Source organism: Actinophytocola sp. (assembly GCF_035762905.1).
In the GTDB taxonomy this organism is placed as follows: domain Bacteria; phylum Actinomycetota; class Actinomycetes; order Mycobacteriales; family Pseudonocardiaceae; genus DASYTH01.
The window spans coordinates 1-14,046 of sequence record NZ_DASUCC010000099.1; the positions used below are offsets into that span (position 1 = coordinate 1).

Sequence of the window (14,046 nt, forward strand, 5' to 3'; positions counted from 1 at the left end):
GAATGTTTCGCATGACGACATCATTTCCTGGAACAGGATAGAGATGACCGCACAGGCGCGGAGCGCCAACGGAGAAGACTACGCAGACGGCAGGAGAACCATCGCTGTCAAGCGGGCCGCATCCAATCATCCACGCAAAAAAGGACCTGGCTCGTGATCAGCCTCCGCGATCATCGCGAGACATTTCACGCCACCGAGGTCCGGGGTAACAACACACAATCTACACCCTCACCGCAATGATCGACACCACACTCCCCCAAATGGTCCGTGAACGTACCGAAATTGCGAGAAGCTCGGCCTCACATTGGTACTGGACGCCGACGACCGATGTCCTGTGCCGCCAACCGAATCCCATCCGCTCCGGTCAGATGCTGGAAACCGGTTGGCGGATAACGGTTCTCAGCTTGTTCGGGTCGGTCCTGCGGGGGTCGGCGAGGTAGATCTCGTGGTGCAGGCCCGCCTCGGTGAGGTTGTTGGCCGGCAGGTACACGTCGTGCAGGTGGGTGAGCAGCGGCGTCTCGTCGTCGTAGGAACCGATGTGCAGCACCTGTGCGCAGGTGCCCTCACGGAGGGTCTCGTGGCGGACGTCGGCGATGGAGGGCAGCTTCTTCTTCGTCAGCGCGGTGTCCGCGGCCTGCTTGACCTGGTCGGCGGTCACGTGGTCCGGGAGGTTGATCAGCATGCGCCAGTGCCACGACTGTTTGGCGCGGGTGATGAACACGGCCGGGTCCGGTGACCACCACAGGCCTTCCAGTGGCCCCACCACGAAGTCGTGGCCGGTGTGTTTGCTGGCGAACTTGACCGTGTACGCCACGGCATAGAGCGCCTCGACGGCGCGCGGGTAGTCCGGCGCGGTGTTGGGGTCGCCGACACCGTCGATCGCGAGGAATTGCTGGGGTGGCACCTCCACCAGCGCCCATTGCCTGTTCTTCGGCGCGTAGAAGTCCTTCAGCGCACGTTTCACGTCGTACGGCGGTATCACAGTTCTCCTCGGTATGTGGTCAGCCACCGCTGTTCGGCCTCGAGTTGGCCCAGCGAGAAGTCGAAGATCGCGCGGACGAACGGGGGTGGTTCCTGCCGTTCGGCAGCGGCACGGACCTCCGCGATCTTGTCGGTCAGTGCCTGCGCCCGCCGCGCCAGTGCGGCCCGCAGGCGCGCTGGTGGGATCACCGGTTGGTTCGCCAGGCCGGCGAGAACCGGGGGGAAGACCGGGCGCAGCACGGCGACGGCCTCCTCCGCCGCCGCGGCGCAGGACTGGAAGCCGGCGGGGGTCGGGGCGAACACCTTGCGTGCCTTGCCGTGCGCGGGCTCAGCGGTCTCGGCGATGAGCCCGCGGTCGCGCAGCTTGGTGAGCAGGTAGTAGATCGAGCTGAACCCGATCTCTGTCCACTCGCGCATACCCCGCTCGGTGATGACCTCCTCCAGTTCGTAGCCGTGCCGCGGTTTCTCCACCAGCAGGCCGAGGAGGGTCAACTCGGCGGGCGTCAGTTCCACCATGATATTCTATCACTAGAATAATCGCCGCCAACCTGTCGGTGGCCGGTTGGGGTTAGGTTGCGTTCATGACCGGAGCCAGGGACATCAAGCCGCGCAGTCGTGAGGTCACCGACGGGCTGGAGCGGACCGCCGCGCGCGGGATGCTGCGGGCCGTGGGGATGGGTGATGAGGATTGGGCGAAGCCGCAGATCGGTGTCGCGTCGTCGTGGAACGAGATCACGCCGTGCAACCTGTCGTTGGACCGGCTGGCGAAGGCGAGCAAGGACGGTGTGCACGCCGCGGGTGGCTACCCACTGGAGTTCGGGACGATCTCGGTGTCCGACGGCATCTCGATGGGACACGAGGGCATGCATTTCTCCCTGGTGTCGCGTGAGGTGATCGCCGACAGCGTGGAGACCGTCATGCAGGCCGAACGGCTGGACGGCTCGGTGCTGCTGGCCGGCTGTGACAAGTCGCTGCCCGGAATGCTGATGGCCGCCGCCCGGCTCGACCTGGCCAGCGTGTTCCTCTACGCGGGATCGATTCTGCCCGGCCGGGTCACGCTGTCGGACGGCAGCGAGCGCGAGGTGACGATCATCGACGCGTTCGAGGCGGTCGGGGCCTGTGCCAGGGGGTTGATGAGCCGCGCCGACGTCGACCTGATCGAACGCGCCATCTGCCCCGGCGAGGGTGCCTGTGGCGGGATGTACACGGCGAACACGATGGCCAGCGCGGCCGAGGCGCTGGGGATGTCGCTGCCCGGCAGCGCCGCCCCGCCCGCGACCGATCGGCGGCGCGACGGGTTCGCCCGGCGATCCGGTCAGGCCGTGGTGGCGATGTTGCGCGCGGGGATCACCGCCCGCCAGATCATGACCCGCGAGGCGTTCGAGAACGCGATCGCCGTCGTGATGGCCTTCGGCGGCTCCACCAACGCCGTGCTGCACCTGCTCGCCATCGCCCACGAAGCGCACGTGCGGCTCGACCTCGACGACTTCACCCGGATCGGCAAGAAGGTGCCGCACCTGGCCGACGTGAAACCGTTCGGCCGGCACGTGATGACCGACGTCGACCGGATCGGCGGCGTGCCCGTGGTGATGAAGGCGCTGCTGGACGCCGGCCTGGTGCACGGCGACTGCCTGACCGTCACCGGCCACACCGTCGCCGAGAACCTGGCACAGGTCGCGCCGCCGGACCCCGACGGGACGGTGCTGCGGGCGATCGGCTCGCCGATCCACCGCACCGGTGGCATCACCATCCTGCGCGGCTCACTGGCACCCGACGGTGCGGTCGTCAAGTCCGCCGGATTCGACACCGACGTATTCACCGGCACCGCCCGGGTCTTCGACCGCGAACGCGCGGCCATGGACGCACTGGAAGACGGCACCATCACGCCGGGCGACGTCCTGGTCATCCGCTACGAAGGCCCCAAAGGCGGGCCGGGCATGCGTGAGATGCTCGCCATCACCGCCGCCATCAAAGGCGCCGGGTTGGGCAAGGACGTCCTGCTGCTCACCGACGGCCGCTTCTCCGGCGGCACCACCGGGCTGTGCGTCGGCCACATCGCCCCGGAAGCCGCCGACGGCGGACCGATCGCACTGATCCGCGACAACGACCCGATCACCCTCGACATCGCGGCCGGCACCCTGGACATCGACGTGGACCCCACCGAACTCGCCACCCGCCGCCAGGACTGGACACCCCTGCCCCCACGCTACCCACGCGGTGTCCTTGCCAAATACGCCAAACTCGTCGGCTCAGCCTCCCTCGGCGCCGTCTGCGGGTAGCGCCGGACCGAGGTCGGTCGGGGGTGTCGGCCATGGGTGCACCGGCGGGTAGTCCTGACTGACCAGGCCGGGAAACCGCGGGGGGCGCTTGTCCAGAAAAGAGGTGACGCCCTCGGCGACGTCGGCACTGGTGCCGAGGGCGGCGATCACCCGCGAGTCGGCCCGGTGCGCATCCCACGGGGAGGCCTCCCCCAGCATCGACCAGAGCAGTTGCCGGGCCGCCGCCACGGCCACGGCCGAGGTGTTCGCGACGATCTCCTGAGCGATCCCGGTGGCCGTGGCCAGCACCTGCCCGGCCGGCACCACCCGGGACACCAGCCCACCGGCCAACGCCTCGGCCGCGTCGAACACCCGCCCGGTGGCCACCCACTCCATCGCCTGCGAGATCCCCACGACCCGAGGCAGAAACCACGCCGAGGCCGCCTCCGGGACCAGCCCGCGCCGGGTGAACACGAAACCGAACCGCGCGGTGTCGGCGGCGATCCGGATATCCATCGGCAACGTCATGGTGGCCCCGACGCCGACCGCCGCTCCGTTGATCGCGGCGATCACCGGCTTGCGGCACGCGGCCACGGCCAGCGCGACGGTGCCACCGCCGTCCCGGGGCGTCCCGCCGATGGTGCCGTACGGCGCTCCAACCCTGGCGAAGGTGCTTCCGCCGGCACCGAGATCCGCCCCGGCGCAGAACCCGCGACCGCGCCCGGTCACCACCACCGCCCGCACCTCGTCGTCGCCATCCGCGGCCGCGAACGCGGCCACCAACTCCGTGGCCATCGTGGTCGTGAAGGCGTTGAGCCGCTCCGGCCGGTCGAGCGTGATCGTGGCGATCCCGTCAGCACACTCGTAGGCGATCTCCGAGTACTCGACCGAGCTGTCGCGCACCGTGGTCCCTCCCAGGCATCGAGTCGGCTTAGGACCCGCCGGCCCGATCGGCGAGCTGGGTCGTCAAGACACCACGACCGTAGTCGCGGCGCCGAGCGGGTGTCGCGGCCGGCGGGCGGATCGATCACTCGGCCAGGTCGTCATGCTCGTTCTCTCCGGCGGTGTTCGGCGGTCGATCATCCTCATTTGTGCTTCGTTGTGGTGTTCGCGTGCCAGCGCAGCATCACCCGCGCCGGGGTTTGCCGTGCGCCCGGCCGATCCCGGCGATCGTCACGTCGTCGAGCGTGCTGCCACCCGCATCCTCCCGGTAGAAGGCGGGTGATGCCACCGAGCAGGATCAGCGGCAGGGTTCAGGGCGCGGCGGAATTGGCGGGCGCGGTCGAGCAGGTACGCCTCGTGGTAGGGATAGGTGCGCAGGAACGCGCTGCCGGCCAGGCGGACGCCCCAGCGTTGGGGTGGCGGGAGTTGGGCGGCGAAGTCGCGGATCGGGGCGTCGCCGGTGAACAGGTACATGGGATTGAACAGCGAGCTGCCCGCCGTCAGTTCGAGTGCGTCGAGGGTGTCATCGTCCTGGAGCCATTGGGCCACAAGGATACTTTCGTCGAGCCAGAGACCGCCGGGAACGCCGTCGTCCATGTTCAGTTTGGCGGTGATGGCCATCCGGTCGCCGACGGCCTCGCGGACGGCGCGGGCGATGTCGATGGCGAGCCGGGCGCGGTTGCGCAGGCTGCCGCCGTAGTGGTCGGTGCGCCGGTTCAGCCGTGGGCTCAGGAACGCACTGACCAGATAGTTGTGCCCGAAGTGCAGTTCCACCGCGTCGAATCCGGATTCCAGCGCGACGAGCGCGGCCTGGGCGTGAGCGCGGGCGATCCGCTCCAGCTCGGTGGCGGTGGCCGCGCGGGTCAGGTGCAGGCTCAGCGGGCTGATCCGCCGGCCGGGCGCGATGGCCGGCAGCCGGTTCGACGCGGCATTGGCGACCGGCCCGGCATGCCCGAGTTGGGCGCAGGCCGCCGCCCCCTTGGCGTGCACGGCCTCGGTGAGCCGGCGCAGCCCGGACACCACGCCCGGGTGCATCCAGAGCTGATGACGGTCGGTTCGGCCCTCGGGCGAGACCGCGCAATAGGCGAGGGTGGTCATGCCGACACCGCCACGGGCCACACGCACGTGGAAGTCGATGAGCGCATCGGTCACCACCGCACGCGGCGTCAGCCCCTCGAACGTCGCGGCCTTGATGATCCGGTTGCGCAGCCGCACCGGGCCCAGCATCGCCGGCGCGAACACGTCCGGGACCCTCATCGGGCGTCCGCTCCCTTCTGTCGAACTGGCCGCCGGGGAACCTAGAACCCGCCGGCGAGGTGGATGGCGTCGGTGAGGGTGGCGGGGGTGCGGACGTCGGGGGGAAGCGGTACGGAGCGCCAACCGGGGCCGGCGGCGGCGATGACGGCCGGCGTGGGCCGCAGCCGCAGCAGCACCTCCAGTTGGTCCGGATCGGCGGTGGTCCGATCGTGCGACCAGAGGATGACCACCCGCGGGCCCGTGCGCCGCACGGCGGCCTGGAGCGAGTCGGACGGAACCCGGGCACCGAGCAGCCGGCTGGGGTTGCCGCGCTGGGCCAACGCGGCGGCGAGCGCCTCGAGCGGCAGGCTGTGCTGCTCCTCGTCGGCGCAGGCGAGCAGCACAGCGGTGGGCAGCGATCCGAGCGGTTGGCTCGCCGCCCGCGCAAGTACCTCGGACACGCAGCGGGACAGCAGGTGCTCCACCTCGACCAGGGCCCGGGTGCGGGCGTGCCGGGCACCGATCCCACGCAACACCGGGCACACCACCGTGTCCCATGTGGACACCACACCGTGCGCGTCGATCGCGGCGGTGAGCACGGCGCGCATGCCGGCCTGGTCGAGGCGCATCGCCGCGCGGGCCAGACCCCGGGCCGGCGCCCCGGCCCGGCCGACCGGGATGGCGTGCCCGCCGCCGTCGCGCGACGCCGGCACCGCGTCGCGGGCGTCCTGGGCCAGCCGGGCCGCGGCCGATGCGGGCACGCCCCTGGCGGTGAGCTCGCGCATGGTTTCCAGGCGGGCGAGATCGTCGGTGGTGTAGCGGCGGTGCTGGCCGGACTGATGATGGCTGGGGCCGAGGCCGTAGCGCTGATGCCAGGTGCGCAGGGTGGTGACGGCGACCCCGAGTCGTCTTGCCACCTCGCCCGCGCTGAACAGTTCGTCTCGCATGCAGTGTCCTTGCTTGCCCGGTGTCCCTCGCCTGCCCGGGCTACCCGCCGGTGATTCTGGCGGCTGCCAGTTGACCGGAGATCACGACCATCGGGATTCCGACGCCGGGCTGGGTTCCGGACCCCGTGAAGACCACATTGGGAAGTCCGCGATGGAGAGTAGCCGGACGCATCGGCCCGGTCTGGCCGAACGTGTGCGCCGCGGCGAACGGCGTGCCCGCGGCCATTCCGGCGGCCTGCCAGTCCGCCGGGGTCACCACCTCGCGAACCTCGGCACCGGCCGCGAACCCGGGATGACCGCGCCGCTCCAGCACACCGGCCAGCTCGTCGGCGTAGCGCTCGCCGAGCCCGCCGCGCCAGGCCAGCTCCGCGGTGTGCAGGTTGGGCACCGGCGCCAGCAGGTAGTAGGTGTGCCCGCCGGCGGGAGCCAGCCCCGGGTCGGTCCGGGTGGGGTTGGTGAGCAGCAGCGACGGGTCGGACATGAGCCGGCCCTGGGTGATCACCTCGTCGAAGCTGCGCCGCCAGGCTCGGCCGAAGTGGATGTTGTGGTGCGCGATGTGGTCGTAGCCGGCACGTGAACCGATGTGCAGTACGACGCAGGACGGCGAGTAGCGCAGCCGCCGCACCCGCCGGGGAACCGGCCCCGGTAACAGCTCGCCGTAGGCGACCGGCAGGTCCGGGTTGAGGACGACCACGTCGGCCGGGACGTACTCGCCGTCGGTGGTGCGCACGCCGACCGCCCGGCCGCCGCGCACCTCGACGCGGTCGACCGTGGTCCGGTACCGCAGTTCGACACCGTGCTTCTCGGCGGCGTCGGCCATCGCCGTGGGCACGGCATGCAGTCCGCCACGGGGAAACCACACACCGGCCACGGTGTCCAGGTGGGAGATCACCGCGTACAGCGCCAGCGCGCGGTGCGGCGCGAGCCCGGCGTACATCGCCTGGAACGAAAAGATCCGCCGGGTCCTCGGGTCGGCCAGGTACCGGTCGACCCGGGGCTGCAGCCGGCCGAACCCTCCCATGGCGACCAGCCGCGCCAGATTCGCCGTCAGCAGGTCCCGCGGACCGTCCAGGTTGCGCTCGATGAAGTCGGCCCGCTGCACCCGCCACAGCCGGCCGGTGTACTCGACGAACCGGAGGTAGCCGTCGGCCTCCCGGGGGCCGCAGGTTCGGGAGATCTCCTCGGCCATCCGCACCGGGTCGGCGATGACGTCCAGGCTCGACCCGTCCGGGAACCAGGCCCGGTAGGCCGGGTCCAACCGGACGAGATCGACCCGGTCGGCAAGCCGTTCGCCCACCGCGGCCAGCGCCCGGTCGATCAGGTCCGGCATCGTCAGCACGGTCGGGCCGGTGTCGAACGCGAACTCCCCGCGCACCAGGCGGCCGGCCCGACCGCCGGGCACCGCCGCGCGCTCGAGCACGGTCACCCGCCGCCCGGCTCCGACCAGGTGCAGCGCGCAGGTCAGCCCGCCGAGCCCAGCACCGACCACCACGACGTGGTCGGTCGGTCCAGTCACCATGCGCATGTGAACTCCCCTCAGGCGGAACGCACGGTAGCCGCCGCGGCCAAGCGTGCCAACGCAGCCCGCGTGTCCGGGTCGACGACTGCGCCGGACAGCGCGCCGTTCGCGGCGACCACCCGGTCGTCGATCATGGTTTCCATCCGCTCGACCGCGCCGGTGCACCGGATCAGCCGGCCCAGCCGGGCCACGTCGGCCTGTGCGCCGCGGGCGAGCTCGCGTTCCAGCTCGCAGCGCTGGCGCCGGTCGGCCAGTTCCCGGGCCAGTTCCAGCAGCGGGGTCGGTTTGCCCCGGCGCAGGTCGGTGCCGGCCGGCTTGCCGGTCACCGCCGGGTCGCCGTAGACGTCGAGCAGGTCGTCGCGCAGTTGGAAGGCCTCGCCGAGGGCCATGCCGTAGCGGGCGTAGGCCGTTTCCAGGATGGGGTCGGGACAGCCGGCCAGAGCGGCGCCGTAGAGCAACGGACCGGCGACGGTGTAGCAGGCGGTCTTGAGCCTGGCCACCAACTCCGCGCGGTCCAGCGTCCAGCCCGGGAACACCTCGCCGAGCAGGTCGAGGAACTGACCGTAGATCGCGTCGACCCGCATCCGGTCGTAGACCCGGCGGGCCGCGAGCACGGTCTCGGCGGGCAGGCCGGCCGACGCGATCAGCTCGTCGGCCCAGACCAGGCACAGGTCTCCGGTGAGGATCGCTGCGGAGCGACCGAACCCCGTCCCGTCTCCGGTCAGGCCGCGGTCGCGGTGCCAGGCCCGCAGCGCCGCGTGCGCGCTCGGGCGGCCCCGCCTGGTCGGCGAGTCGTCCATGACGTCGTCGTGCACCAGGGCGAACGCGTGCAGCAGTTCCAGGGCGGCCAGCGCCGGCAGCACCGGAGCGGCCGGCGGTCCGAGACCGACGACGCCGCGCCAGCCCCAGTAGCCGAACATCGGCCGCAGCCGTTTGCCGCCGCCGAGCACGGCGTCCCGCGCGGTGGCCACCAGCGTTCGCAGCTCCGGGTCGACGCCGTCCAGATCCGCGGCCTTGTCATCGAGGAACTCCCGCAGCAGCCGCTCCACCGAGACCGGGACGGCCAGGTCCATGCGGGAGCGGGGGCCGGGGAGGTCGTTCGTGCCGACGCGGGGGACGGCGGCGGAGGGCGCGTGCGGGGTCACGGACCCAGCCTAACCGATCGCGCCAGTTGCGTCGATTCATGAGTCGATTTACAGTGATCGCATGCCCGACGGACTCACGATCGCCTACGACCGCTGCCGACGGCTGCACCAGAAGCACGGCCGGACGTACTACTTGGCCACCCGCCTGCTGCCCGTCTGGAAGCGCCGGCACGTGCACGCCCTGTACGGCTTCGCCCGCTACGCCGACGAGATCGTCGACCGCACCGCCGACCGGCCGGTCGCCGAACGCGAACGCCTGCTGCGCGACTGGTCCCGACGGTTCGTGGCCGGTCTGCACGGCGAGCGCGTCGACGATCCGCTGCTGCCGGCCGTGCTGCACACCATCACCGTGTTCGGGTTGGACCACCGGGACTTCGAGGTCTTCCTCGAGTCGATGGCGATGGACCTGACCGTCACCGGCTACGCCGACTATCCGGCCTTATTGGCCTACATGGAGGGATCCGCGGCCGTGATCGGCACGATGATGCTGCCGATCCTGCAGGCCGACGACCTCGCCGCCGCGCGCGAACCGGCCCGCCAGCTCGGGCTCGCCTTCCAGCTCACCAATTTCATCCGCGACGTTGCCGAGGACCTCGACCGCGGCCGGGTGTACCTGCCCGAGCAGGACCTCGCCGAGTTCGGCGTGACCCGGGCCGACCTGACGGCCGCCACCGCCGCCGGGAAGGCGTCCCCGGCGATTCGGGCGCTGATCGAGTTCGAGGTGGTCCGGGCCTGGTTGCACTACCGGCGGGCGGCCCCCGGGATTCCGTTGCTCGCGGCCCGGTCGCAGACCTGCATCCGGGCCGCATACCAGATGTACAGCGGGATTCTGCGCGCGGTGCAGGACGCCGACTACGACGTCTTCGCCCGGCGGGTCACCGTGCCCACCTGGCATCGGCTCGGCCTTGCGGCGCGCAGCGTCATCACCCCGCCGGGCACCCCGGTCACCGTCCCGTTCGGAGGGTGAGGCGTGGACTCGTTGCAGTACCTGCTGTTGCTGCTCGGCTGCCTGGCGATCACGTTGCCGCTGGAGCCGGTAGCGCGGGTCTACCGCCGGCCGGCCAGGCTGGCCGGCACGCTGTTGCCGGTGGTGGCCGTGTTCGTCGCGTGGGACCTGATCGCCACCGCCCGCGGACACTGGTGGTTCTCCGAGCGGTTCACCACCGGAGCCACGGTGCTCGGGCTACCGGTCGAGGAGTGGTTGTTCTTCCTGGTGGTCCCGGTCTGCACGCTGCTGACCTACGAGGCCGTGGGACGTCGCCGTGCTCGGTGAGTACACCGCCGCCGCGCTGCTCGCCTCGGTCGCGGTGGTACTGCTGGAGACGACGCTGTTGCGCACCGGGCTGTTCCGGCGCGGCCGGTACTGGGCGGCGATGGCCATCGTGCTGGCCTTCCAGGTGCTGGTGGACGGCTGGCTCACCAAGGCCGCCGCGCCGATCGTGCACTACAGCGCCGAAGCCACCTCCGGGGTGCGGGTGCCGTGGGACATTCCGGTGGAGGACTTCGGGTTCGGCTTCGCGTTGGCGACGTTGACGTTGCTGCTGTGGGAGCGCCACCGTCGGGACGGCGAGCATGCCTAGCCCCGTGCGCCGTGCCTGCGAGCACCTGGTCCGGCGCGGCCTGCGCGGCGTGTGGCTGCGCGGCCGGCCGCCGGCCGGTCCGTTCGTGTGGGCGGCGAACCACCACAGCTGGTGGGATCCGTTCGTCGCCGCCGCGGTCGTCGGTCGCCTGGGCCGGGCGCCTGCCGTGCTGATGGAACAGGACAACCTGCGGCGGTTCGGCGTGGCGCGGCTGCTTGGTGCGTTCGGCACGGCGCAACTGCGCCAGGGGCTGCACCACCTGCGGCGGGGCCGAGTGCTGATCATCTTCCCGGAGGGGGTGTTGCGGCCGCCGGCCCGGCTCGCCGCACTGGCCGACGGTGCCGCCTGGTACGCCCGGCGGGCCGAGATTCCGCTGTGCGCGGTGGCCGCCCGGATCGTGCTCCGCGGGCACCAGGCGCCGGAAGCGTACCTGGACATGTCCACAGTGGACACCTCCGCTCCGGTGGCAGGGGTGACCGCGCGGCTGGAGCAGGTGTTGGCGGTCCAGCTCGGAGAGCTCGACCGGTCGATCGCCACGAGCGACCCACGCCGGCCGCTGCCCGGGTTCACGCCGTACCTCGAGGGGCGGCGTAGTTGGGACGAGCGATGGTCCCGGGACTGAGCTCGGCCGTGTTGGCCTACCACGCGGTGAAGACGGCCGGCGTGGTGATCAACCTGGTGGCGTTCCCGACGTTGCGGCCGGGCGGGGTGCCAAGCACGCGGACCTCCGTGCTGGTGCCGGCCAGGGACGAGGCCGACCGGCTGCACCGCACGCTGCCGGGCCTGCTCGCCCAGCCTGCCGAGGAAATCCTCGTGCTCGACGACGGATCCCGGGACGGCACGGCCGCGATCGTCACCTCGTTCGCCGACCGTGAGCCGCGCCTGCGGCTGCTCACCGGGACGCCGCCGCCGGCCGGCTGGACCGGAAAGAGCTGGGCGTGCCACCAGCTCGCCGCGGCCGCGACCGGTGATCTGCTCGTGTTCTGCGACGCCGACGTCACCCTCCGGCCCGGTGCGCTGGCCGCCGTCGAGCAGCAGATCACGGCCCAGCGCGCGGACGTGTTCTCCGTGTTCCCCCGCCAGGAGACCCGCACCCTCGGCGAACGGCTGCTGGTGCCGCTCGTCGACGAGACCCTGCTGGGGTTCCTGCCGCACCCGTTGCTGGCCGCTCCGGTGCCGGCCGCCGCCGCCGCGAACGGACAACTGCTCGCGTTCCGCCGCACGGCCTACCACCGGCTCGGCGGTCACGCCGCCGTAGCCGGCGCCCTCGTCGAGGACCTCGCGCTGGCCCGGCGCACCCGCGCGCAGGGACTGCGGCTCGGGCTCGCGCTGGGCGGTGAGCTGGTCACCGCCCGGATGTACCCCGGTTACCCCGCGGCGGTGGCCGGGTTCGGCAAGAGCCTGCGCGCCGCCCACGGCGGCAGCGCCGCACTACTGATGGCCGGCGCCGCCGCCCGGTTGGCGGTCTACTGCCTGCCCTGGCTGTACTGGCGGCATCGGGCGTGGCGGTGGGCGATCCTGCTCGGGCTCGCCGAACGGCTGCTGGTCAACGCCAAGTGTGGCCGGCGCGCCTACCTGGAAGCCGCGCTGGTGCCGGTGGGCGCGGCCGCGGCCCTGCCGGTCTATCTCGTGGCGCTGCGCCGTACCGCGCGGTGGAAGGGGCGGGACTACTCGTGACCGCCCTCCCCCAGCCGGCGGCCCAGCGCCCGTTCGGCCACCTGTGGCGCTGGACCTCCAACCCGCTGGCGCTGCTCGAGGAAGGCGCCGGCCGGGCGCCCGTGTTCGAACTGCGGCTGTGGCGGCGCGCGGTCGTCGGCTACCGGCCGGACTGGAACCGGTCGGTCCTCGGCGACCTGGACACTTTCCGCAGCCAGGGCAGCCTTTCCGGCCTCACGCCCTATCTGGACGGCGGTGTCGTCCACACCGACGTGCCGAGGCACGCCGCCCGCAGGCGCGACCTCAACCCGCACTTCAGCACCCGGGCCCTGGCCGGCACCACCGGTCAGCTGCACGCGCTGGTCGATTCCGCCCTGCCGAGCGGGCCGTTCGACGCGCTCGGCTGGGCCGGCCGCACGGTCCGGCGGCTGCTGAACCTGGTGCTGTTCGCCGGCCGGCTACCGGATCCTCTGCTTGCCGAGTTCCTCGCTCCGCTGCATCAGCCGCCGCCGCACCCGCTGCTCCCCCGGCCCCGGCTGTTCCGCCAGATCCGCACGGCCATCGACGGTGCGCTGACCGACCCGCCGCCCGGCAGCCTGCCCGCCGCCCTGGCCGGGCTGGACGGAGATGCCGCCGAGGAACTGCGGATCGCGCTCGCCGCCGGCTACGACACCACCGCCCACACGCTCGCCTGGGGCCTGTGGCACCTCGCCGAAACGCCCGGCTGGCGGCGGGCCGACGCAGTGGACGCCGTGCTCGACGAGGTCCTCCGGCTGCACCCCGCCGGTTGGCTCGGCAGCCGTGTCACCCACCGCGACACCGTCGCCGCCGGCGTCGCACTGCCCGCGGGAACCCTCGTGCTCTACTCGCCCTACCTCACCCATCGCGACCCCGAGCTGTGGTCCGCGCCCGACCGCTTCCGTCCGGAACGGTTCGCCGCCGGCGGGCGTCCGGCATGGGCCTACCTCCCGTTCGCCGCAGGTCGCCGCACCTGCCTCGGCGCCCACCTGGCGCGGCTCGTCCTGCGCACCGCGCTCACCGCGTTCTGCTCCGGCGAACTGGTGGTGCTCGGCGGCGACCCGACCCCGCGCACCGGCATCACACTGCGGCCCAAGGGCCCGCTCTGGTTGGCTCGGCGCACCTGACGACACCTCGGTCAGGCGGCTGATGACGGTCAGCTGACTTCGGAGTGCTGGGCGAGGTTCGTCGATCGGGTAGCCGGGCGAGCCGATGATGCGGAGGGGTTGCCCGCGCGGGTCGCCGAAGGTCTCGTAGACGAGTTCCACATCACCGTGGCGACAGGTCATCACGCTCATGCCAAGTCCAAGCCGCTGCCGCCTTTCTGAGCCGCGCCGTACTCCACCCCGAGATCGCCACCACCCTGGTCGCCGACTCCGCCCGCCTCGCCACGCCCTCGCCGAACAAATCCGCCGCGGTCAACCCGCCAACACCAACCCCGAACGCGACGCAGCCGGCCTGCTCGCGCTCGCCGACGGGCTCATCGCGCATATCCTCACCGGTCGCCTCACCCACACCCTGGCCCACGGCATCCGCACCACCCAACTCGACCGCATCTTCACCCAGCCACCCCACAACCAGAAGGCAGCCAAGCGAGTTCGAAGGAAGTAGCAGTCCACCTGCCCCGACCACCGCTGGTAGCGGTTTCGTGTACGCGCAGTTGACGCGACGCCAATCCGGCTCCTAGGGTCGAGTTCGACGCGACAAACGTTGTTCGAGATATCGAACTAAGGCGGTGGTCATGGCTGCCCGACGCCGAATCGC

At 71.7% G+C, this 14,046-nt stretch carries 14 protein-coding genes; 7 read left to right on the plus strand and 7 right to left on the minus strand.

Annotation, left to right across the window (positions count from 1 at the left end; genetic code table 11):
- Positions 1-364: 364 nt before the first annotated feature.
- Entirely contained in the window at positions 365-964 is a 600-nt protein-coding gene (locus VFV67_RS21910) for a GyrI-like domain-containing protein (RefSeq protein WP_326472473.1), read from the minus strand.
- Positions 965-978: 14 nt separating this feature from the next.
- Positions 979-1,497, minus strand: a complete 519-nt coding sequence (locus VFV67_RS21915; protein ID WP_326472474.1) for a PadR family transcriptional regulator — start codon at positions 1,495-1,497, stop codon at positions 979-981.
- Between the two features lie 65 nt (positions 1,498-1,562).
- On the opposite strand from VFV67_RS21915, the gene ilvD reads away from it, so the two are divergent.
- A complete protein-coding gene (gene ilvD, locus VFV67_RS21920) occupies positions 1,563-3,260 on the plus strand; it encodes a dihydroxy-acid dehydratase (RefSeq protein ID WP_326472475.1) in 1,698 nt (565 codons plus the stop codon).
- Here the strand turns inward: ilvD and VFV67_RS21925 are convergent.
- From VFV67_RS21925 to VFV67_RS21945, 5 genes are all read right to left on the minus strand, one after another.
- Positions 3,231-4,142 carry an enoyl-CoA hydratase-related protein gene (locus tag VFV67_RS21925; protein ID WP_326472476.1) on the minus strand — a complete coding sequence of 304 codons (912 nt, stop codon included), beginning with the start codon at positions 4,140-4,142 and terminating at the stop codon, positions 3,231-3,233. The genes ilvD and VFV67_RS21925 overlap by 30 nt on opposite strands.
- Positions 4,143-4,412: 270 nt before the next feature.
- The gene (locus VFV67_RS21930) at positions 4,413-5,396 is read right to left on the minus strand and encodes an NADH:flavin oxidoreductase (protein WP_326472477.1); all 984 of its coding nucleotides are present in this window, start codon (positions 5,394-5,396) and stop codon (positions 4,413-4,415) included.
- Positions 5,397-5,479: 83 nt separating this feature from the next.
- A complete protein-coding gene (locus VFV67_RS21935; RefSeq protein WP_326472478.1) occupies positions 5,480-6,364 on the minus strand; it encodes a MerR family transcriptional regulator in 885 nt (294 codons plus the stop codon).
- A 40-nt stretch (positions 6,365-6,404) separates the two neighbouring features.
- A complete protein-coding gene (crtI, locus tag VFV67_RS21940) occupies positions 6,405-7,889 on the minus strand; it encodes a phytoene desaturase family protein (RefSeq protein WP_326472479.1) in 1,485 nt (494 codons plus the stop codon).
- 11 nt (positions 7,890-7,900) lie between these two features.
- A complete protein-coding gene (locus tag VFV67_RS21945) occupies positions 7,901-9,028 on the minus strand; it encodes a polyprenyl synthetase family protein (protein ID WP_326472480.1) in 1,128 nt (375 codons plus the stop codon).
- Between the two features lie 61 nt (positions 9,029-9,089).
- Here VFV67_RS21945 and VFV67_RS21950 point away from each other — a divergent pair, with 61 nt between their 5' ends.
- From VFV67_RS21950 to VFV67_RS21975, 6 genes are read left to right on the plus strand one after another with little or no spacing between them, the layout of a single operon-like run.
- Positions 9,090-9,995: a phytoene/squalene synthase family protein gene (locus tag VFV67_RS21950; protein ID WP_326472481.1), complete on the plus strand. Its 906-nt coding sequence runs from the start codon at positions 9,090-9,092 to the stop codon at positions 9,993-9,995.
- A 3-nt stretch (positions 9,996-9,998) separates the two neighbouring features.
- Complete coding sequence (locus VFV67_RS21955) at positions 9,999-10,301, plus strand: lycopene cyclase domain-containing protein (protein WP_326472482.1); 303 nt, start codon at positions 9,999-10,001, stop codon at positions 10,299-10,301.
- Entirely contained in the window at positions 10,291-10,608 is a 318-nt protein-coding gene (locus VFV67_RS21960) for a lycopene cyclase domain-containing protein (protein ID WP_326472483.1), read from the plus strand. The genes VFV67_RS21955 and VFV67_RS21960 overlap by 11 nt, the downstream gene beginning before the upstream one ends.
- Positions 10,601-11,230, plus strand: coding sequence for a lysophospholipid acyltransferase family protein (locus VFV67_RS21965; protein WP_326472484.1), 630 nt, complete (start codon positions 10,601-10,603; stop codon positions 11,228-11,230). The genes VFV67_RS21960 and VFV67_RS21965 overlap by 8 nt, the downstream gene beginning before the upstream one ends.
- Entirely contained in the window at positions 11,215-12,285 is a 1,071-nt protein-coding gene (locus tag VFV67_RS21970; RefSeq protein WP_326472485.1) for a glycosyltransferase family 2 protein, read from the plus strand. Before VFV67_RS21965 ends, VFV67_RS21970 begins: the two co-directional genes overlap by 16 nt.
- The gene (locus VFV67_RS21975; RefSeq protein ID WP_326472486.1) at positions 12,282-13,409 is read left to right on the plus strand and encodes a cytochrome P450; all 1,128 of its coding nucleotides are present in this window, start codon (positions 12,282-12,284) and stop codon (positions 13,407-13,409) included. Before VFV67_RS21970 ends, VFV67_RS21975 begins: the two co-directional genes overlap by 4 nt.
- Positions 13,410-14,046 lie beyond the last annotated feature (637 nt).